Source organism: Streptomyces sp. B21-105 (genome assembly GCF_036898465.1).
In the GTDB taxonomy this organism is placed as follows: Bacteria; Actinomycetota; Actinomycetes; order Streptomycetales; family Streptomycetaceae; genus Streptomyces.
Window position 1 is genome coordinate 6294805 of sequence record NZ_JARUMJ010000001.1, and the last position, 20725, is coordinate 6315529.

A 20725-nucleotide genomic window follows, 5' to 3' on the forward strand; every position below is an offset into this window, starting at 1 on the left:
GTACGGGGCCAATCGGAGTGAATCGGACAGGATTTGACGACGTGACCGGCGTCTCACGCCGTGAGACGTGAGACGCGTTACTAACCGGTCACGCAGCGCCTCGCGACCGCTAATCTCCGGCCGAGAGACAGACGGACAGGCAACCGGGGCGGCTGCGCCGGATGGTTGACGCCGGTGACATCGGGCGTGTGAACGGGCAGGGCTCTACAGGCACCGGAACCGCACAGGTCCCAGAGGCCTCACCCGTGCGAGTGAATTGGGTATCGGTTCGCTCACAGACGGCAACCTCTGACCGCTTCTCGCAGTCAGAGGATGCAACACCGGACACCACCACCGCGGAGCACGAGACGCACGCTTAGGGGAGCGCTATGCACATCAAGGGCGACCACGTCGAGCTGGTCGTCGGGGGCCGCCTCGACGTCCGCAGCGCGGCGGACGCCCGTACGGCCCTGCACACGGCCGTCGACGACGGAGTCGGCGACCTGGTGCTCGACCTGTCCGGACTCGACTCGTGGGACGCCACCGGACTCGGCGTCATCATGGGCGTCCACCGGCGGGCCGGCCGCTGCGGCCGGCGCCTGGTGCTGCGCGGCGTGCCGCCGCAGATGCAACGCCTGCTGGTGGCCACCCGGCTGCACCGGATCCTCGCCATCGAGGGCGGCATCGGAGTGGAGTCCCTGCCCCGCGTGTGACGCGACAGGGGCTGTGGCCTGCGGCGGGAAGCGTGCGGCGGGCGCGACGGGTGCGAGCGGCCCGACGCAATCCTCACGAGACCGTGACTCTTCAGGCGGCCCGGCACCCCGGACTGTCGTAGATACTGTGCGAAGGTTTACGGTTCGACTGCCCGCCGCCCGCAGCCCTCGAGCGGGCACCGGACCAGAAGCGACAGCCCAGTGTGCGGCAAGGCCGGGAGGGGCTACCGCCACACGACGCTTTTGGGGGGCTTGACCCATGGACCCGAACACCCGGGGACCCGAGGAGCACGGCCACGACCAGGGGGACCTCTCCCGGTCGAGCGCCTTCGACTCCGGGCCCGGCCAGACCTCGCGCCCGCGCCCGTCCAGGGACCCCCTCACCCCCGACTTCGGCCAGCCCGCCCCGGCCCTGGCCCGCACGGTGCGCCTGGTCGCCGGCGACCATCTGCTCACCGTCAACCCCGTCGACGGCAGCGAGATCGAGCTGTGCCCGCCTGGGGGCACCGCCCGCTCGAGCGCAGCCGAGAGCGGGGGAGAGCGGCCCGGCAGGCCCGCCAGGCGCACGCCCGAGGGGCGCGCCGAGGCCGAACGCGCCGCCAGGCCGCCCGCCCCCGCCGGAACCGTCCCGCCCGCGCAGCCGCTCCTGGGCCGTCAGGACGAACGCGAACAGCTGGTCCGTCTCCTCGCCCGCGGCCGCTCCGTCCGTCTCACCGGCGCCCCCGGCTCCGGCCGCACCAGCCTCCTCGACCTGGTCGCCGAGGACTGCGAGGACCTCGCCCCCGACGGCGTCGTCCGTCTCAGCGGCCGCCTGCGCACCGCCGCAGACCTGCTGCACGACCTCTTCCACGCCGTCTACGACGCCCCGCGGCACCGCCCCGACGGGGACGAGCTGCGCGACCTGGTCCGCGAGGTCGGCGCGGTCGTGGTGGTCGACGACCTCGACCTCGGCGGCGCCGACCTCGACGAGCTGCTGGACGCGACGCCCGAGTGCGCCTTCCTGCTCGGCGTGACGCCGGACACCCCGCCGCCCTCCGTGGACTCCGCCGTCGAGGAGGTCGTCCTCAGCGGTCTCGACCGTGCGGGCGGCGTCGAGGTCATCGAGCGTGCCGTCGGCCGCGTCCTCACCGAGGAGGAGGCCAACTGGGCCGGCGACCTGTGGTTCGAGTCCGAGGGCCTGCCGCTGCGGTTCGTGCAGGCCGGCGCGCTCCTCGCGCAGCGCGACCGGCTGCGGGCCGGCGCCGACGCGGTCGACGTGTTCGGTGTCTTCGAGGACGTCCGGCCGCTGCCCGGCCCCGTCGACGCGGCCGCCGGGGCCGGGGAGGCCGAGGGGATACCCCTGCCCTCCCTCGGCGAGGCCGCCGCCCCCGCCCCGCTGCTCGCCGCCCGCCTCAGCGCCTCCGCCCGCGCCACCCTGCGACTCGCCGTCGCCCTCGGCGGCGAGGTCCCGCACCAGGCCCATCTGCCGGCCCTGGTCGGCGACACCCACGCCGACGCCGCCCTCGGCGAGCTGGCCGGCTGCGGGCTCGTCTCCCCGGTCGGCACCCGCTACCGGCTCGCCGCCGGCGTCCAGACCCAGCTCGAGGCCGCCGGGTACGCCGACGACGTCGAGACCCGCGCCCGCGCCGCCGCCCAGCACTACGCCTGGTGGACCGGGCACCCCTCGGTCACCCCGGAACGGGTCTGCGCGGAGGCCGACGCCGTCCTCGCCGCCCTCGCGGCCGTCGTCGCGGACACCACCCGGCCCGAGGAGGGCGAGGAGGTCACCGCCGTCCGGCTCGCCCGCACGGCGGCGCCCGCGTTCGCCGCGGGACTGCAGTGGAGCGCCTGGTCGAGCGCTCTGCACGAAGGCGCGGAGGCCGCCCGGCTCGCGGCGCAGTCCGCGGACCGCGCCTACTTCCACCATGAGCTCGGCGTCCTCGCGCTGTGCACCGGGGACCTGGACCGGGCCCGTTCCGAGCTGGAGGCCTCGCTCGCCCTGCGCGGCACGATCGCCGACAAGCGCGGCACCGTGGCCGGCCGCCGTGCCCTCGCGCTGGTCGCCGACCGCTCGGGCGACGTGCCCGGCCTGCCCGTCGCGACGTTCGGCGACGAGACGCTCGACGTCCGCCGCGAGGAGCAGGCGTCCCCGCCCCACGGCGTCCGGGCGGCGCACCCGGCCTTTCCGCCTCACGGCGTCCAGGCGGCGGCGCACCCGGCCTCCCCGCCGGAGGCCGAGACCCTCGTCGCCCGCCGCGAACCGCCCGCCGCGGCGACCCGCCACAGCCGCGGCGGTCTGCGCGGCCTCGCCCGCCGCAACCTGGTCGGCGTCGGCGCGGGCGCGCTGCTCGTCGCCGTGCTCGGCACGGTGGTCACGCTCGGCGCGACCTCGAACAAGGACGCCGGTGACCCCTCCGACCGGGTCGGCGTCAACCCGTCCGTCTCCACCGGGGTCGACGGCGGTGACCTCGGCGCGGACCTTCCCGGCGACGACAAGGGCTCCGCCGACACGGGTGAGGCGACCAGCAGGCCCACGGACCCGGGCCCGGACGGAACCATGGGCACCTCGGACGACCCGACGCCCACGGGATCGGCGACGCCGTCGGCGGGGGCGAGCAGCTCGGAGGATCCCGGGGACGGGGACGGGAAGCCCTCCGGATCCCCCAAGCCGCCGCCGTCGCCGAGCTCGACGGCCAAGCCGCCGTCGGGAACGCCGACGGGGCCGACGGGGCAGCCCAGCGACACGCCCAGCGGCACCCCTACGGGATCGACGCCGTCCGGCACGCCGTCCGGCACGCCCTCCGGCGACACCTCGGTCTCGGGCGGCAACTCCATGTCCTCCGCGCCCGTGGGCGGCACGATGAGCTCCCCCGGGCTTGTCGGGCCCTCCGACACGGAGCCGGGTTCGCCGGACGAGGTGATCTGAGCCGCGGGGGCACGCCCCCCGGCACACGACAGGGCCGGGTTCCGCTACGGGAACCCGGCCCTGGTCGTCGTACGGACGTCGTGGGGACGCCGTACCGGGCGTCAGAACAGCCGCAGTTTGTCGTCCTCGATGCCGCGCAGGGCGTTGTAGTCGAGGACCGCGCAGCCGATGCCGCGGTCCGTGGCGAGGACGCGGGCCTGCGGCTTGATCTCCTGGGCGGCGAACACGCCGCGGACCGGGGCGAGATGCGGGTCGCGGTTCAACAGCTCGAGATAGCGGGTGAGTTGCTCGACCCCGTCGATCTCGCCGCGCCGCTTGATCTCCACCGCGACGGTCTGCCCGTCCGCGTCCCGGCACAGGATGTCGACCGGGCCGATGGCCGTCATGTACTCGCGGCGGATGAGGGTGTAGCCCTCGCCGAGGGTCTCGATGCGGTCCGCGAGCAGTTCCTGGAGGTGCGCTTCCACGCCGTCCTTGATCAGGCCGGGGTCGACGCCCAGTTCGTGCGACGAGTCGTGGAGGATCTCCTCCATCGTGATGATGAGCTTCTCACCGCCCTTGTTGACGACGGTCCAGACGCCCGCCACGCCGTCGGAGTCCCCCGCGTCCTCCTTCAGCGTGCAGGGCGGCGACATCCAGTTGAGGGGCTTGTAGGCCCGGTCGTCCGCGTGGATGGAGACGCTGCCGTCCGCCTTCACCAGGATCAGACGGGGGGCGGAGGGGAGGTGGGCGGTGAGCCGGCCGGCGTAGTCGACGGAGCACCGGGCGATGACGAGACGCATGGTCGGCAACGCTATCCGACGCCCCGCCGTGCAGGCGATCCGCCCGCCCGTCCGCCGGTCCCGCACGTACCGTGCGACCCTTCGGCCCCGCCCCTTTTGATCAGGAAAACCTCTGTTCGGCTGTGGCCGATTGTGTGCCCAACAAGGCTTCCCTATGTGCTCATTCTCCTGGTGCGGTCACCGTCCGTTGCCTACCGTAGTGAACGGGAGGTCGCGATGCGTGTACTCAGCGTGTGCGGTGTTTCGGCATGGCGGACTCCCTTTCCCTGTCCGTCAACCCTCGTCGTTCTCGGGGGTGCGAGAGGAGTACCCATGTCGCTCGACGTCTCACCGGCCCTACTCGATCAGGCCGAGCGAGGCGAGGTCGACGAAGCAGAATTCGTCGACTGCGTCCGGACCTCCCTGCCCTACGCATGGGAGATGGTCAGCTCCCTGGTGGCCCAGCTGAAGGTGGACGGCGGAGACTTCGCCGACAACCAGACGCCCCCGCCGGGCGAGCAGGCACGCGGGCAGCTGCTGCGCGCGCTCGCGAGTGACGCCATACGCGGCGCGCTGCAGCGGCACTTCGGTGTGCGGCTCGCCTTCCAGAACTGCCACCGGGTGGCGGTGTTCCCGTTGGACTCGGCTGTCGACGAGAAGCTGGACCGCTTCACCTCGATCCGCAGCCAGGTGCTCAACCAGTCCCCGGAATTCCGGGACTGCTGACGGCATGACGACGTCGCTTGCCGCTCCTGACGCGGGAGGTCTCCAGCACCACGGGAGCATCACGGGAGCGGCAGGCTCCGCGGCCGGCTGGGCCGCTCACCGGAGGTGGGGGAGCACCTCCGAGCCCAGCCGCCGTACGTTCTCCTCGGTGGCCGCCAGGTCGCCGGAGCCCTCGACGAGCAGCGCGAAGCGCGAGATGCCCGTCCGCTCGCTGGTGGCCGCGAGGCGGTCGGCGCACAGCCTCGGCGTGCCCACCGGGTGCAGCCCGCAGAGCAGTTCGGTGTACGCCACCGGGTCCCGCATGGAGCGGGGCCGGCCGTCCACCGTGACATGGGCGTCGAGCCCCTGCTTCAGCCAGCCCGGCATGGCCTTCACCAGGGTCTCCACCGCGTCCGTGCGCCGGTCCGCGATCTGGCAGACGCCCGCCGAGACATGCGCCGCGCCGCGGATCTCGCTCTCGGACCGCCCGGCCGCGCGGGCGAACCGCCGCCACAGGGCGACCATCTCGGCCTTCTCCTCGTCCCCCACGTGCATGCCGAGCAGCATCGGCAGGCCGCGCTCGGCGGCCAGCCGCACGCTCGCCGGTGAGGTGCACGCGACGACGACCTCCGGCCCGGACGTCTCCGTCAGAGCCTCCGACGGCCGGGGCACGACGGGGACTTCACGGAAGCGGAAGCGCTCGCCGTCGGCTCCCACCGAGGGTTCGCGCAGCCAGCGCACCAGCAGATCGAGTGATTCCGGGAACCCCTTCTCGTACGCCTCCAGCCCGGAGCCGAACACCTCGAGGTCGACCCACGGCCCGCCGCGGCCGACGCCCAGCGAGAAGCGGCCGCCGCTGGTCAGGTGCAGCAGCGCGGCCTGTTCGCCGAGCGCCACGGGATGGACGGTGGGCAGCACGCTGACCGCGGTGCCCACCCTGATGCGGCGGGTGCGGCCCAGCAGCAGAGCGGCGAGCGTGACCGCCGACGGGCATGTGCCGTACGGCACGAAGTGGTGCTCGGCCAGCCAGACCGAGTCGAGCCCCGCCTCCTCGGCGACCTCGGCCGAGCGGACCGCGCGGTGCAGCGCCTCGCCCTGACCCTGGCCGGGGAACTGGGCCCCCAACACAAAACTTCCAACGCGCATGGACTTTCCTGCTTCCTTGGCTCCGACACGGAGCTCCCCCGCCCGGCATAACCGTCCGACACGTGCCGAGGACACGGCCTGGCGGAGAGATTTGCGGATTGTCTGCCGAATGGGACGTCCGGGAAGGGCGCCTGCGGGTCTGTCGCCCCACGGGTGCCCCGGCCGGCGCCGCGTACGCTGGAAGACGGTCCTGTCCCCTGTATAGCCCCGTGAGGTGTCCTGTGTCGCCGCGTCGCAACCGACCCAAGGATGAGGGCTCGTCGGGCCGGAGCGCCGAGGACGACCGCGCGCGCCGCTACGGCGGCTGGGAGTCGGCGCAGGACTGGCACGGCGAGCGGTGGAGCGTGCGGCACGTGGCCGGGGCGAGCGCCCAGGGCAAGACGTACCGGTGCCCCGGCTGCGACCAGTTGATCCCCGGCGGCGTCCCGCACGTGGTGGCCTGGCCGGAGCACGCGGGCGTCGACGACCGGCGTCACTGGCACAAGGCGTGCTGGAACGCACGGGACCGCCGCACCCCGGGGATGCAGCGGTCCCGTAACGCGCCCAGGTTCTGAACCCGGTTGAACCCGGTCTGTTCGTTGAACCCGTCTGTTCTCGGCTCGGGGCGCGGTGGCCTACACGTCCCGCTTCTCCAGCAGCGCGAAGGCGGCGCCGAGCACGACGGCCGTCGTACCCAGCGCGATCCACAGCGGGTCCCAGCCGCTCGGGCCGCTCTCGCTGAGCGAGGCCGCGTAGAAGACGCTGAGCTGGCTGGGGATCGAGTACTCGAAGAGGGCCTGGCGCAGGCTCTCCAGCGAGGACGAGAACATGAAGATCGCGATGACCAGCGGGGCCAGCAGCAGACCGATCATGATGGTGATGGCGCCCGCCGAGTGCCGGATGATCGAGCCGACGGCCAGCGACAGCAGCCCGAGCAGCGCCAGGTAGAGGGACACGCCCACGGTGGCCTTCAGCCACTCCGCGCCGCTCGGTTCGCGGGCGCCGGACAGCATCGCCACCTGGATCACGGCCACGAAGGCCGACGCCACGAGCGTCACCGTGAAGGCGACGGCGAAGAACACGATCGCCTTCGCGGCGAGGACCCGGCCGCGCGAGGGGCAGGCGACCATGGTCGTGCGGATCATGCCGGTGCCGTACTCGGAGGCCGTGGTCAGCACGCCGAGCGTGATGACGCACATGCTGCCGAGGAGCAGTCCGAAGAAGCCGAACGGCAGCGCGGTGTCGCCCGCGAGGTCCTGCTCGGAGGCGTTCGCGGCGACGATCGCTCCGGCCCCCAGCCCGATGCCCACGACGAGGAACAGGTACACGCCGAGCGTCCACATGGTGGAGCGCACCGACCGGATCTTGGTCCATTCCGAGGCGATCGCGTTCCCGAGGTGGGTGCGCACGATCGGGATCGGCGAGGTGTAGACGGGGCCGGCCGCGGCGTACGAGGCGCCGGGCGCCGTCTGCCAGGCGGGTGCGGCCTGCGGCGACGGGTGCTGCGGGGTGCTCATCGGGCGTCCTCGGACTCGGTCGGGGCGTCGGGGGCGGAAACGGGCGCGGGCATCGGCGCTGCTTCGGGCGCCGGCGTCGCGGCCGGAGCAGCGGGCGCCTTGTCCAGTGAGGGCGTCGGCGCGGGCGGCGCGGCGGGCGCGGCCGCTACCGGTGCCGCGGGCGTCGGCGGAGCGGTCGGGGTCGGGCCCTGTGCGGGCGGCTGCGCGTACGGGTTGGCGGTGTGCGGGCCGGGAGCCGCGCCGGGCGCCGCGGGGGCGCCGTACGCCCCGTGGGCGGCCGCGGGAGTCGTCTGGGCCGGCTGCGCAGGCGCGTGACCCTGTGCGTGCGGGGGCGGCGGGGCGTACCAGCCCGGCTGGCCCTGGCCCGGCACCGGCATCGGCGGTTGCGCGCCGGGCGGAACCTGCTGCTGGAGGCCGGCCTTCTGGTCGATGGTCGACCGGTAGTCCACGGCGCCCTGCGTCATCCGCATGTACGCCTCCTCCAGGGAGGCCTGGTGCGGCGACAGCTCCCACAGGCGGACGTCGCTGTCGTGGGCGATGTCGCTGATGCGGGGCAACGGCAAGCCCGTCACCCGCAGCGCGCCGTCCTGCTCGGGCAGGACGTGGCCGCCCGCCTCGGTGAGCGCCGAGGCCAGCTTCTCGCGCAGCTCCGGGTCGGTGTGCGGGGTGCGCACGCGCGCGAAGTCGGCGGAGTTGGCCGAAATGAAGTCCTTCACGCTCATGTCGGACAGCAGCTGTCCGCGCCCGATGACGATGAGGTGGTCGGCGGTGAGCGCCATCTCGCTCATCAGGTGGGAGGAGACGAACACCGTGCGGCCTTCGGCGGCCAGCGCCTTCATCAGGTTGCGCACCCAGAGGATGCCCTCCGGGTCGAGGCCGTTGACCGGCTCGTCGAAGAGCAGCACCTGGGGGTCGCCGAGCAGCGCGGCCGCGATGCCGAGCCGCTGGCCCATGCCCAGGGAGAAGCCCTTGGAGCGCTTGCGGGCCACGTCCTGGAGACCGACCACACCGAGCACCTCGTCGACCCGCCGGGCCGGGATGCCGGACAGCTGGGCCAGGCTCAGCAGGTGGTTGCGGGCGGTCCGGCCGCCGTGCACCGCCTTGGCGTCCAGCAGCGCGCCCACCTGACGGGCGGCGTTGGGCAGCCGGCGGTACGGGTAGCCGCCGATCGTCACCGAGCCGGCCGTCGGGTTGTCCAGGCCCAGGATCATCCGCATGGTCGTGGACTTGCCCGAGCCGTTCGGCCCGAGGAAGCCCGTGACGGCGCCAGGGCGCACCTGGAAGGAAAGGTTGTACACAGCGGTCTTGTCGCCGTAGCGCTTGGTCAGGCCGACTGCTTCGATCATGCTCCGCACCCATCGAAAGGTTCAGGACAGCAGGGCACACGCCCCCGTAAGGGTTAGGAGACTATCCGGGCGCTGACGGTTCCACCCAAAACAAAGCAAAGCCCAAAGCGTTACGCGTCGCGTTTCTTCAGCAGGAGGTAGCCGCCGGCGAGCGCCGCCACCGTCCACAGCGCCATGATCGCGAACCCGCCCCAGGGCCCGTACGGGGTGTCGTCGTCGATCCGCGGGACCACCTGCATGACCCTGCTGCCCGCCTGGTCGGGCAGATACCGGCCGATCTTCTTCGTGGCGGAGACGTTGCCGAGGATGTTGGAGATCAGGAAGAAGAACGGCATCAGGATGCCGAGCGACAGCATCGGTGAGCGCAGCATCGTGGCCACGCCCATCGAGAAGACCGCGATGAGCGTCATGTACAGACCGCCGCCGATCACCGCCCGCAGGACGCCGCTGTCCTCGAGCGACGCCCGATGGGAGCCGAGCGCGGCCTGCCCCAGGAAGAACGTGACGAAGCTGGTCACGAGCCCCACGGCCAGCGAGAGCCCGGCGGCCACCGCGATCTTGCTGAACAGGAAGGCGCCGCGCTGCGGCACGGCGGCAAGCGAGGTGCGGATCATGCCGGTGCTGTACTCGTTCGACACCACCAGCACCCCGAACACGATCATCGCCAGCTGACCCAGGGTCATCCCGGCGAAGCTGACGAAGGTGGGGTCGAAGGAGAGCCGGTCGTCTCGGCTCATGTTGTCGAACTCGTGGTTCGACAGCGCCGAGATCAGCACGCCGAGGGCGACGGTGACCACCACGGCGAGGGACAGCGTCCACACCGTGGACGCCACCGACCGGATCTTGGTCCATTCGGACCGGATGACCTGGGTCGCCGCCATCGTCAGCTCCTCGTCCAGTCGTCGCCCCACCGCTGCCGGGACTGTTCGCCGGGCGCGCCCGCGGGCAGGCCCGGGGGCACGTCCGCCGGAACATCGGGGGGCACGTCCGCCGGCGCGTCCGCCGCCGGCGTGTCCGTCGGAACGTCCATCGGCACGTCCGTGTGCGCGTGGTACTGCACCGACTCCGCGGTCAGCCGCATGAACGCCTCCTCCAGGGAGGCCCGCTGCGGGCTCAGCTCGTGCAGCACGATCCGGTGCCGCGCGGCCAGCTCACCGATGTGCTCGGGCCTGCCGTCGTCGACCTCCAGCACCCCGTCGCCGGTCTCGACGACCACGGCTCCGGCCTCGTGCAGCACATCGAGCAGCCGCTCCCGCTGCGGGCTGCGGACCCGGACGTAACTGCGCGAGTTCTGCGCGATGAAGTCGGCCATGGAGGTGTCGGCGAGCAGCCGGCCCTGCCCGATGACGACGAGATGATCCGCGGTCAGCGCCATCTCGCTCATCAGGTGGGACGAGACGAACACCGTCCGCCCCTGCGAGGCCAGCGATTTCATCAGCGTGCGGATCCAGTGGATGCCCTCGGGGTCGAGCCCGTTGACCGGCTCGTCGAACATCAGGATCCGGGGGTCCCCGAGAAGCGCGCCCGCGATGCCCAGCCGCTGCCCCATGCCCAGCGAGAACCCCTTGGCCTTCTTCCGTGCCACGGAGGTGAGCCCGACGGTGTCCAGCACCTCGTGCACCCGGCTGCGGGCAATGCCGTTGCTCTGCGCCAGACACAGCAGATGGTTGAAGGCGCTGCGCCCGCCGTGCATGGCCTTGGCGTCGAGCAGGGCGCCGATGCGGGTGAGCGGGTCCTTGAGCCGGTCGTAGTGCTGCCCGTCGATGAGGACGTCCCCCGCGGTCGGCCGGTCGAGACCGAGCATCATCCGCATGGTGGTGGACTTGCCCGCGCCGTTGGGACCGAGGAAGCCCGTGACGATGCCCGGTCCGACGGTGAAGCTGAGGTTCTTCACCGCCACCGTGTCGCCGTACCGCTTCGTCAGTCCCGACAGCTCGATCATGCGGCCACGCTAAAGCGCGGCAAAGCCCCCTGCCACCGGAGTGGCAGAGGGCTTCGGCGATGTCCGTTCCCCGTGACTCCCGGACGTCGCCGTGACCTACCGGGCTTTCCGGGGCCTACCGGGACTGCTGCGCCGGGACCCCGCGCGAGATCGGCTCGTCGTCCGTGGACGGCGTACCGGCCGCGGCCACCGCGGCGCCGGTCAGCGTGGCGAGCATCTCGCGGACGTTCGTCAGCTGCGCGTTGATCGAGTCGCGGCGGTTGGTGAGAGCCGCCAGCTCGCGCTCCGATTCGGAACGGATCCGGTCCGCCTTGGCGTTCGCGTCGGCCACGATGTCCTCGGCCTGGCGCTGCGCCGTCTCGACGGTCTGACGGGCCCGACGCTCGGCGTCCGTGCGCAGCTTCTCCGCCTCCAGACGCAGCTGCTCCGCGCGGTGCTCGATCTCCGCGAGACGCTTCTCCGCCTTCTGCTGACGGGACGCCAGGTCGCGCTCCGACTGCTCGCGGCGCTTGGCCAGGTTGGTCTCGAAGTCGGCGGCGGCCTGCGCGGCCTTCGCGCGGGTCTCCTCGAAGAGGGCGTCCGCCTCCTCACGCTTCGACTGCGCGTCCTTCTGCGCCTCGGAGCGCAGCTGCGACGCGTCGCTCTTGGCCTTCTCGACGATCCGGACGCCCTCGTCCTCCGCCTTGGACTTGCGCTCCGCGGCGAACGACTCCGCGTCGTTGCGCACCTGCTGGGCGGCCGACTCGGCGAGCTCCCGGTGCTGCTCGGCCGCGCGACGGGCCTCCTCGCGCAGGTCCTTGGCCTCTTCCTCGGCGAGGCGGAGGATCTTCTCGACACGCGCGCCGAGACCGGCGTACGACGGCTCCGCGTCGCTTACCTGGGCCTGGGCGTTCTGCGTCTCGAGGTGGAGCTCCTCGATGCGCTTTTCCAGAGCAGTGATACGAGCCAGAGCGCTGTCACGGTCGGAGACGAGCTTCGAGATGCGTTCGTCCACCTGAGCGCGGTCGTACCCACGCCGCACAAGCTCGAAGCCGTAGGGGGAAGTGTCGCTCATGGGGTTCCTGTCGAATGAGACCGGTGAGGTGATAGGGGGAATCCTAGGGGCCTTTGCGGTGTGTCATCGAGCGTATGCGTGTTTGATCTGGAGAATGACACCCCTTTTGGGTGGCTGACCGGCAGACCTCTTGCCAAAACTTGGGTCAAAGGCCCCAGACTTTAACGCAATCCACACATTCCGCTACCCGTCCGAGACCTTCCCACCCGATCGGGGGGCTCCGATGGTCGCACCCGCCTTGACGCCCCCGTCCTTGCCCCCGGCCGGCGCCTCGAACGACTCCAGCGCCTCCAGCACGTCCTGGACCCGGGAGATCTCCGCTTGGATGTCCTCGCGCCGGCGCACCAGGACCTCCAGCTCCCGCTTGCCCTCCTCGACCGTGCGCCGCGCCTCGCGGATCGCCTCGGCCTTGAGCTCCTCGGCCTCGCGCACCAGCGCCGACTTCTTCTGCTCGGCCTCCTTGAGGAGCCCCTCCGCCTTCTTCACGGCGGCGATACGGACCTTGCCGGCCTCGGAGTTGGCGTCCGACACCAGCTCCCGCGCCTTCGCCTGCGCCTTCGCGAGCTGCTCCTCGGACGCCTTGATCAGCGCGTCGCAGCGGTCGCCGGTCGACTTCATCGTCTCGGCGGCCTCGCGGCGGGCCCGTTCGTGCAGCGCCTCGATCTCGCTCGTGATGCGGTCGCGCAGCTCCTCCGCCCGCTCCCTTATGGCCGTCGCGTCCCGCCGGGCGCCGATGAGCAGCTCGTCCGCGTCGGTACGGGCCTTCTCCACCCGGGAGTTGCCCTCCACCGTCGCCTCGGAGACCAGCCGGTCGGCCTCGCTGCGGGCCGCGCCGACCATCGAGTCGGCCTGCGCCTCCGCGTCCGCGGTCGTCTTCTGCGCCTGCGTCTGCGCCTCGGCGAGCAGCTTGTCCGCCTCGGCCGCGGTCTCCGTGATGAGGGTGTCGACCTGCTCGGCCGCCTCGGAGCGGCGCTTGTTGGCCTCCTTGCGGGCCTCGTCCAGCGTCGTGTCGGCCTCCTCGCGGGCCACGCTCATCAGCCGGTCGGCCTCCGCGGCCGCCTCCGCCTTGAAGCGCTCCGCCTCGGCCCTGACCCGCTCGGCGTGCTGCTGCGCCGACCCCACCGTCTCGGCCGCCTCGACACGCAGCCGCTCCGCGTCCCCCGACGCGTCCGAGATCAGCTTCTCCGCCTTGGCGACCGACTCGGCGCGCAGCCGCTCGGCCTCCGCGATCGTCTCCGACTGCAGCCGCTCCGCCTCGGCGATGGTCTCCGACTGGAGCCGCTCCGCCTCGCCTCGGGCCTCGGTGATGAGGGTGTCGGCCTGCGTCGCCGCGTCCGAGCGGATGCGGTTGGCGTCGTCACGGGCGTCGGCGCGAGTGCGCGACGCGTCCTGCTCGGCCTGGGCGATGGTGTCCGACGACTCCGTACGCACCCGCTGGGCGTGCGCGGACGCCTCCGAGCGCAGCCGCTCCGCCTCCGTGATCGCCTCGCCGACGGTCTGCTCGGCCAGCGCCTGCGCCGCCTGAGCCGCCTCGTTCGCCTCCCGCCGGAGCCGGCCCGCGTCCTCGGCGGCCCGTTCCCGCTCGGCGTAGGCGTCGGTGCGGACCCGGTCCGCCTCCTCCTCGGCCTCGCGCCGGACACGGTCCGCCGCGTGCTCGGCGGCCGAACGCAGCCCGGTGATCTCGTCCTGCGCCTGCTCGTGCAGCCCGGCCACGGAATCCCGCACCTGCTGCGCGTGCTGCTCGGCCGCCGACACCATCTCGGTGGCCCGCCGGTCGGCTTCCTCGACCAGCCGGACGGCCTCGGTCTGTGCCTCCTCCACGCGCTTGCGCGCCGAGGCCAGCAGTTCCTCGCTCTGCTCGCGGGCCCGCTCGCGCTCCTGGCCGGCCTCCTGGCGGGCGGAACCGAGCAGCTCCTCGGCCTCGCGCCGGCGCCGGACGGCCTCCTCCTGGGCGGCGGCCAGCGTCTCGGACGCCTCGTCGGCCAGCCGCTCGGCGGCGGCCTGTGCCTCCGCGCGCACCCGGTCGGCGGTGTCCTGCGCCTCGGTCTTGAGCCGCTCCGCCTCCGCGGCCGCGTCGGACCGCAGCCGGACGGCGACCGCCTCGCCCTCGGCGCGTGAGGCGGACGCGTCGGCGGCGGCCTCGTTGCGCAGCCGCTCCGCCTCCGCGTCGGCCTGCTGCTGGAGGGTGCGGATCCGGTCGGCCGCCTCGTTGCGCAGCCGCTCGGTCTCCTCGACGGCCTCGCGGCGGATCCGCGCGGCCTCCTCGCGGGCGTCGGTGAGCGCCTGCTCGGCGGAGGCCAGCCGGCTCTCCGTCTCCGTCTGCAGCCGGGTCAGCTCCTCGGCCGCCTCCGCCTGCCGCGCCTCTATCCCGCGCTCGGTCTCCTCGCGCAGCTCGCGCGCGGCCTGCTCGGCGTTCGAGGTGATGGTCTCGGCGAGCTCCACCGCCTCCTCGCGGGAGCGCTCGGCCTCCGCACGGGTGCGCTCCAGGGTCTCGGCGGCCTGCCGGCGCAGCGCGGTGGCGCGCTCGATGGCCTCGGTGCGCACCTTCTCGCTGTCGGCGGTGGCCTTCTGCCGTAGCTCGTCCGCGTCGGCCTTCGCCTTGGACAGCAGCTCCTCGGCGGTCCTGGCCGCCTCCTCGATCTGCTGGACGGCCTCCTTGCGGGCCTCCGCGCGGATCTTCTCGCCCTCGGCGACGGCGTCGGCGCGCAGCTGCTCGGCCTCGCCGCGCAGCCGGCGGGCCTCCTCCTGGAGCTCGACCGTCTTGGCGCGGTACTCCTTGGTGTCGTCCTTCGCCGAACCCTTGAGCTGCTCGGCGATGTCGTGCGCCTCGGCGCGCAGCCGGTCCGCCTCGGTCTCCGCCTCACGGCGGATCCGCTCGGCCTCCTCGGCGGCGGCCCTGGTGGTGCGCTGGGCGTCCTCCTGCGCCTTGATGAGGACGTCCTCGGCGGTCTTCGCCGCCTTCGACAGCTGGGTCGCGCTCTCCTCGGCGGTGAGCGTGCGGGCCTTCTCGGAGGCCTCCGCGACGATCTTCTCGGCCTCGGCACGGGCGTCGGCGACGAGCTGCTCGGCGTCCGCCTTGGTGGTCTCGGCCTCCTTGGTGGCCTCGCTGACCAGCCGGGCGACCTGCTCCTTCGCGGTACGGGTGCGCTGCTCGTTGGCCGACTCGGCGCCCGCGAGCGTCTTGGACGCGGCCTCCTTGGCCTCGGCGAGCACCTTGTCGGCCTCGGCCTGCGCCTTGCGCAGCGCCTCCTCGGCCTCGGACATCCGCTGCTCGGCGGCGCGACTGAGCTCCCCGGCCTGCCGGCGGGCGGCGTCGGACTCGGTGACGGTGGAGGTGCGCAGCTGCTCCGCGTGGTCGCTGGCCTCCTGGGCCTGCGTGGACGCGGCGTTCAGCAGCCGCTCGGCGTCGGTGCGGGCCCGCAGCAGCAGCTGCTCGGCCTCGGCGCGGGCCGACTCGGCGTCCGCCTGGAGCCGTTGCCGGGCCTCCGTCGCCACCCGCTCGGCCTCGGCACGGGCGGCCGTCAGGGCCTGCTCGGCCTCGGCCCGTGACTCGTCGAGCAGCCGGCGGGCCTGCGCCTCGGTGCGGGCGCGCAGCTGCTCGGCCCACGCCACGTTCTCGTTGACGTGCGACTCGACGTTCTGCCGGCGCTCGGCCAGCTCCTGGTCGAGCTGCTGGCGACGGGTGACGGCCTCCTGGTGCAGCTCCGCCTGGAGGCGGGCCGCCTGCTCGGCGTGCTCCTGGAGGATCCGCTGCGTCTGCGCCCGGGCCTGGCTCAGCTCCCGTTCGGCGTCCTGCCGCAGCTGGTCGGCCTGCATCTGCGCGTTGCGCAGCAGCTGCTCGGCCTGGTACCCGAGGTCGCCGCCGTCGAAGGCGGGCCGGGACATGATGGTGCGCCGCGCCTCGTGCAACTTGGCGCGCAGCACCTCGACCTGGTAGCCGAGGTCCTCGGCATGCTGGATCGCCTTTTCCCGCTCGGTCTTCAGCCGCTTCATCTCGGCTTCGAACCGAGTCAGGTGGTCGACGTCAGCCGCCGGCTCCCGCTCCTGGCTCTCATAGCCCCGCACTGCGCGGTCCCATCCGTCCCTGGTCGCAAGCTTCCCGAACGAGCTCCGTCCATCCGCCGGACGGGGCTCCCGGGGAATGGTGTCAGATCAACGACGGAGCACGGGCTGCTGCCCCGACGCTCGCCCCCGAAACCCGGACCCCGGCTGCGTCCCGCCGCTGACGGCAGGACCGGGTCGCCCCGGTGTGAGCGGCGACCGAGCCCAACCCTACCGGCCCATATGTACGGGGGTCAGTGCTCAGGTGACTCAACAGGGGCCGATGTGACGAGTTCTGTCAGTACTCCGTGGCAATCCTTCGGGTGCAGGAAGGTGATTCGTGACCCCATGGAGCCGCGTCGGGGCTCTTCGTACAGAACGCGTACGCCCTTGGAGCGGATGTCGGCGGCCTCGCCGTCCACGTCCGCCGTGCCGAAGGCGATGTGGTGGACGCCCTCGCCGTTCTTGTCGAGCCACTTGGCGACGGTGGAGTCGGGGCGGGTCGGCTCCAGGAGCTGCAGGTAGGAGGCGCCGCCGTCGGAGGTGTCGTTGATCTTCAGCATGGCCTCGCGCACGCCCTGCTCCTCGTTGACCTCGGAGTGGAACACCTCGAAGCCGTATGTGGAACGGTAGAACTCGACGGTCGCGTCGAGGTCGTGGCAGGCGATCCCGATGTGGTCGATTCGCGTCAGCATGGTGCTAGTGCAGCGCGACGGAGGTGGTTACGCAACGTGCGCGCGATCACACTGACGGCCCGATGACGGCACGGAGTGCCACTCAGTACATTCGAAGTAAACCCTCGTTCACTCCTCGGCCTGTGCAGGCCGGTAAGGGGAATCGCAGCTCATGACTGACTCGACTGGCTCCAACGGCACGACCTCGGTGATCGTCGCGGGCGCGCGTACGCCCATGGGACGGCTGCTGGGCTCCCTCAAGTCCTTCTCCGGAGCCGATCTCGGCGGCTTCGCGATCAAGGCCGCCCTCGACCGCGCGGGCATCGGCGGCGACCAGGTGCAGTACGTGATCATGGGCCAGGTGCTGCAGGCCGGGGCGGGCCAGATCCCGGCCCGTCAGGCCGCGGTCAAGGCCGGCATCCCGATGAACGTGCCGGCGCTCACGATCAACAAGGTGTGTCTCTCGGGCCTGGACGCGATCGCCCTGGCCGACCAGTTGATCCGCGCGGGTGAGTTCGACATCGTCGTGGCCGGCGGCCAGGAGTCCATGACCAACGCCCCGCACCTGCTGCCGAAGTCCCGGGAGGGCTACAAGTACGGCGCGATCGAGATGCTCGACGCGATGGCGCACGACGGTCTGACCGACGCCTTCGAGAACATCGCCATGGGCGCGTCCACCGAGAAGCACAACACCCGTCTCGGCATCGCCCGTCCGGAGCAGGACGAGATCGCCGCCCTGTCCCACCAGCGTGCGGCCGCCGCCCAGAAGAACGGCGTCTTCGAGGCCGAGATCACCCCGGTCGAGATCCCGCAGCGCAAGGGCGAGCCGGTCGTCCTCAGCACGGACGAGGGCATCCGCGCCGACACCACCGCGGAGTCCCTCGGCAAGCTCCGCCCGGCGTTCGCCAAGGACGGCACGATCACCGCGGGCTCGTCCTCGCCGATCTCCGACGGCGCGGCCGCCGTGGTCGTGATGAGCAAGGCCAAGGCGCAGGAGCTCGGCCTGGAGTGGATCGCGGAGATCGGCGCCCACGGCAACGTGGCCGGGCCGGACAACTCGCTGCACTCCCAGCCCTCCAACGCCATCGCGCACGCCCTGAAGAAGGAGGGCCTGGAGGTCTCCGACCTCGACCTCATCGAGATCAACGAGGCCTTCGCCGCCGTCTCGATCCAGTCAATGAAGGACCTCGGCGTGTCCACGGAAAAGGTGAACGTCAACGGTGGCGCCATCGCCCTCGGCCACCCCATCGGCATGTCCGGCGCCCGGCTGGTGCTGCACCTGGCCCTGGAGCTCAAGCGGCGCGGTGGCGGGGTCGGCGCGGCGGCGCTGTGCGGCGGCGGCGGGCAGGGCGACGCGCTGATCGTGCGGGTGCCCAAGGCCTGAGCCGCGTCGCGCGACGTACGCGCGACGTCTACGAGGCACGACGCGCGACGTACGAGGCACTCGCTGACGCAACCGAACGGATCTGAACGGAGCTGTGATGCAGGACGTCTCCTCGCTGGTCGCCCAGGCCAGGGAAGGCCGGCCCCGGGCGGTGGCCCGGCTGATCTCCCTGGTGGAGGGGGCGTCCCCGCAGCTCAGGGAGGTGATGGCGGCGCTGGCCCCGCTCACCGGCAACGCGTACGTGGTCGGGCTGACGGGGTCGCCGGGCGTCGGCAAGTCCACCTCGACCTCCGCGCTGGTCACCGCCTACCGCAGGCAGGGCAGACGGGTCGGCGTGCTGGCCGTCGACCCGTCGTCCCCGTTCTCCGGGGGCGCGCTGCTCGGCGACCGGGTCCGGATGTCCGACCACGCCTCCGACCCCGGCGTCTACATCCGCTCCATGGCCACCCGCGGCCACCTCGGCGGCCTCGCCTGGTCGGCTCCGCAGGCCATCCGCGTGCTGGACGCCGCCGGCTGCGACGTGATCCTGGTCGAGACGGTCGGCGTCGGCCAGTCGGAGATCGAGATCGCCTCCCAGGCGGACACCAGCGTGGTCCTGCTGGCCCCGGGGATGGGCGACGGCATCCAGGCCGCCAAGGCGGGCATCCTGGAGATCGGCGACGTCTACGTCGTCAACAAGGCCGACCGGGACGGCGCCGACGCCACCGCCCGCGAACTGAACCACATGCTCGGCCTCGGCGAGGCCCGCGGCCCCGGGGACTGGCGGCCGCCGATCGTGAAGACCGTCGCCGCGCGCGCCGAAGGCATCGACGAGGTCGTCGAGGCGCTGGAGAAGCACCGGGCGTGGATGGAGGAGCACGGCGTCCTCGCCGAGCGCCGCCGCGCCCGCGCCGCCCGCGAGGTCGAGATCATCGCCGTCACGGCCCTGCGCGAACGCATCGGCGACCTCCACGGCGACCGCCGCCTGAGCAGCCTGGCGGACCGCATCGTCAGCGGCGAACTCGACCCTTACCGCGCGGCCGACGAACTGGTCGCGGGGCTCACGGAGGGCTGAGCCCGGCCGGCGGCACGGCGGGGAAAACGGCGTGCGGCGCGCGCGGGCGCTGCTACGGTCGTTGACGTGTTTCTCCTCTTGGCATAGGGACCGCCCAGGTCCGTGATCGGTGAACGGCAGCAGGCCGGACCGGTCGCGGCGATCCGGCGACCCCTTTCCCGCCTGCCTCGAGTCGAGGAACCTCCTCATGCCCGCTTCACCGTCCGTGCGGCCCTCGTACGCCGTCGTCCTGCGCGTCCCGCACGCCCGCCGCACCTTCGCCGCCGCTCTGATCGGCCGGTCGTCCTATGCGATCGTCCCGCTGTCCCTGATGCTCGCCGTGACCCGGTCCTCCGGCTCGTACGCGGTGGCCGGCGCCGTGATGGCGCTGTTCGGGGCCACCACCGTCTTCCTGTCGCCCGCGCGGGCGGCCTTCGTCGACCGCCACGGGGCGCGCCGGGCGCTCGTGCCGATGACGGCCGGGCACACCGTGCTGCTCGGCCTGCTGGCCGCGGCCGTCTCCCGGCCGGACGCCGCCCCCGCACCGGCGCTCGGGGCCCTCGCCGCGGCCGCCGGGGCCTGCGTTCCGCCGCTGGGGCCGACCATGCGGGCCGTCTGGACGCGGCTCGCCCCAGACCGGGCGCTGCTCCAGCGGGCCTACAGCCTCGACGGCGTCGCCGAGGAGCTGCTGTTCGTGAGCGGGCCGCTGCTGGTCGGCGTCCTCCTCGGCTTCGCACCGCCGGCCGCCGGGATCGCGCTCGGCGCGGTCCTGATGGCCGGCGGCACGGCCGGGTTCCTGTCGTCCCCCGCGCTGCGGGCGGCGCCCGCGGGCGCCGGCGCCGTGCGGCGGGGCGGCGGCGGACTGCGCGGGCTCGGACGGCCCGTCGCCGCCGTCGCGGGCGTCGGGCTGGCGCTGGGCGCGGTCGACCTGCTGGTCGTGGCGTTCGCGGAACGGCACGGCCACGGCACCGGCGGCGGGGCGGGCGTCGCCTGGGTGCTGGCGGCACTGTCGGCGGGCAGCGCGGTCGGCGGGCTGCTCAACGGAGCCGTCTCCTGGCGGACGCCGGCCCCGGCCCGGCTGACGGTGCTCACGGCGGCCCTCGGTCTGACGCTGTGCGGCGCGGGCCTGGCGCCGGGGCTCGGCACCCTGGCCGCGGCCGTCGCGATCGCCGGGTTCTTCGTGTCGCCGGCGCTCACCACGGCCTACCTCATCGCCGACGAGGTCGCCGGCCCGCAGGCCCGGGTGCGGGCGGGGGCGTGGATCAACACGGCCGTCAACGCGGGCTGCACGGCCGGCACGGCGGTCGCCGGGACGCTGGCGGGGCGGCTGGCCGTGGGGGCGTGCTTCGCGGCGACGGGGGCGGCGGTGCTCGCCACGGCGGTGCTCGTGGCGGGCGCGTCACGGCGGGACACGCCGAGGAAGGGCGCGAGGGAGGACGCAAGGGAGGACGCAAGGAAGGGCGCGCGGAAGCAGGACAGGGAGGACCCGGTGGGGAAGGGCACGCCGGAGAGGGACGCGAGCGGACTCGCGCCCCTCGGCTGAGAC

Annotated in this window: 16 protein-coding genes; 7 read left to right on the forward strand and 9 right to left on the reverse strand. The window is 73.0% G+C overall.

Annotated elements, in window-relative coordinates:
- Positions 1–368 precede the first annotated feature (368 nt).
- Positions 369–692, forward strand: coding sequence for an STAS domain-containing protein (locus QA802_RS28585; protein ID WP_057584016.1), 324 nt, complete (start codon positions 369–371; stop codon positions 690–692).
- A gap of 259 nt (positions 693–951) precedes the next feature.
- The gene (locus QA802_RS28590) at positions 952–3597 is read left to right on the forward strand and encodes an ATP-binding protein (protein WP_334528400.1); all 2646 of its coding nucleotides are present in this window, start codon (positions 952–954) and stop codon (positions 3595–3597) included.
- Between the two features lie 101 nt (positions 3598–3698).
- Here the strand turns inward: QA802_RS28590 and nucS are convergent, their stop codons facing one another.
- Positions 3699–4379 (reverse strand): endonuclease NucS, encoded by a 681-nt coding sequence (nucS, locus tag QA802_RS28595; protein ID WP_334528403.1) that lies wholly within the window; start codon positions 4377–4379, stop codon positions 3699–3701.
- 312 nt (positions 4380–4691) lie between these two features.
- Between nucS and QA802_RS28600 the strand changes: the two genes are divergently transcribed.
- Positions 4692–5084 (forward strand): SCO5389 family protein, encoded by a 393-nt coding sequence (locus QA802_RS28600; RefSeq protein ID WP_334528406.1) that lies wholly within the window; start codon positions 4692–4694, stop codon positions 5082–5084.
- A gap of 96 nt (positions 5085–5180) precedes the next feature.
- On the opposite strand, the gene QA802_RS28605 is transcribed toward QA802_RS28600, so the two are convergent.
- Positions 5181–6209, reverse strand: coding sequence for an LLM class flavin-dependent oxidoreductase (locus QA802_RS28605; RefSeq protein ID WP_334528409.1), 1029 nt, complete (start codon positions 6207–6209; stop codon positions 5181–5183).
- A gap of 221 nt (positions 6210–6430) precedes the next feature.
- Between QA802_RS28605 and QA802_RS28610 the strand changes: the two genes are divergently transcribed.
- Complete coding sequence (locus QA802_RS28610) at positions 6431–6763, forward strand: Rv1322 family protein (protein ID WP_334528412.1); 333 nt, start codon at positions 6431–6433, stop codon at positions 6761–6763.
- A 60-nt stretch (positions 6764–6823) separates the two neighbouring features.
- Here the strand turns inward: QA802_RS28610 and QA802_RS28615 are convergent, their stop codons facing one another.
- The 7 genes from QA802_RS28615 to mce form a co-directional block, all read right to left on the reverse strand.
- Complete coding sequence (locus tag QA802_RS28615) at positions 6824–7705, reverse strand: ABC-2 transporter permease family protein (protein ID WP_334528414.1); 882 nt, start codon at positions 7703–7705, stop codon at positions 6824–6826.
- On the reverse strand, positions 7702–9051 hold the full coding sequence (locus QA802_RS28620; RefSeq protein ID WP_334528417.1) for an ABC transporter ATP-binding protein: 1350 nt from the start codon (positions 9049–9051) through the stop codon (positions 7702–7704). The genes QA802_RS28615 and QA802_RS28620 overlap by 4 nt, the downstream gene beginning before the upstream one ends.
- 110 nt (positions 9052–9161) lie before the next feature.
- Positions 9162–9932: an ABC transporter permease gene (locus tag QA802_RS28625; RefSeq protein WP_334528420.1), complete on the reverse strand. Its 771-nt coding sequence runs from the start codon at positions 9930–9932 to the stop codon at positions 9162–9164.
- Positions 9933–9934: 2 nt separating this feature from the next.
- Complete coding sequence (locus tag QA802_RS28630) at positions 9935–10993, reverse strand: ABC transporter ATP-binding protein (protein WP_334528423.1); 1059 nt, start codon at positions 10991–10993, stop codon at positions 9935–9937.
- A gap of 115 nt (positions 10994–11108) precedes the next feature.
- Positions 11109–12047, reverse strand: coding sequence for a coiled-coil domain-containing protein (locus QA802_RS28635; RefSeq protein ID WP_256911601.1), 939 nt, complete (start codon positions 12045–12047; stop codon positions 11109–11111).
- Between the two features lie 183 nt (positions 12048–12230).
- Complete coding sequence (scy, locus tag QA802_RS28640; RefSeq protein WP_334528426.1) at positions 12231–16112, reverse strand: polarized growth protein Scy; 3882 nt, start codon at positions 16110–16112, stop codon at positions 12231–12233.
- A gap of 230 nt (positions 16113–16342) precedes the next feature.
- Positions 16343–16783 (reverse strand): methylmalonyl-CoA epimerase, encoded by a 441-nt coding sequence (gene mce, locus QA802_RS28645; protein WP_306949231.1) that lies wholly within the window; start codon positions 16781–16783, stop codon positions 16343–16345.
- 151 nt (positions 16784–16934) lie between these two features.
- Here mce and QA802_RS28650 point away from each other — a divergent pair, with 151 nt between their 5' ends.
- From QA802_RS28650 to QA802_RS28660, 3 genes are all read left to right on the forward strand, one after another.
- Positions 16935–18146 carry an acetyl-CoA C-acetyltransferase gene (locus QA802_RS28650; protein WP_334528432.1) on the forward strand — a complete coding sequence of 404 codons (1212 nt, stop codon included), beginning with the start codon at positions 16935–16937 and terminating at the stop codon, positions 18144–18146.
- A 97-nt stretch (positions 18147–18243) separates the two neighbouring features.
- Positions 18244–19200, forward strand: coding sequence for a methylmalonyl Co-A mutase-associated GTPase MeaB (gene meaB / locus QA802_RS28655; RefSeq protein WP_334528435.1), 957 nt, complete (start codon positions 18244–18246; stop codon positions 19198–19200).
- A gap of 187 nt (positions 19201–19387) precedes the next feature.
- Positions 19388–20722: an MFS transporter gene (locus QA802_RS28660; protein ID WP_334528438.1), complete on the forward strand. Its 1335-nt coding sequence runs from the start codon at positions 19388–19390 to the stop codon at positions 20720–20722.
- Positions 20723–20725 lie beyond the last annotated feature (3 nt).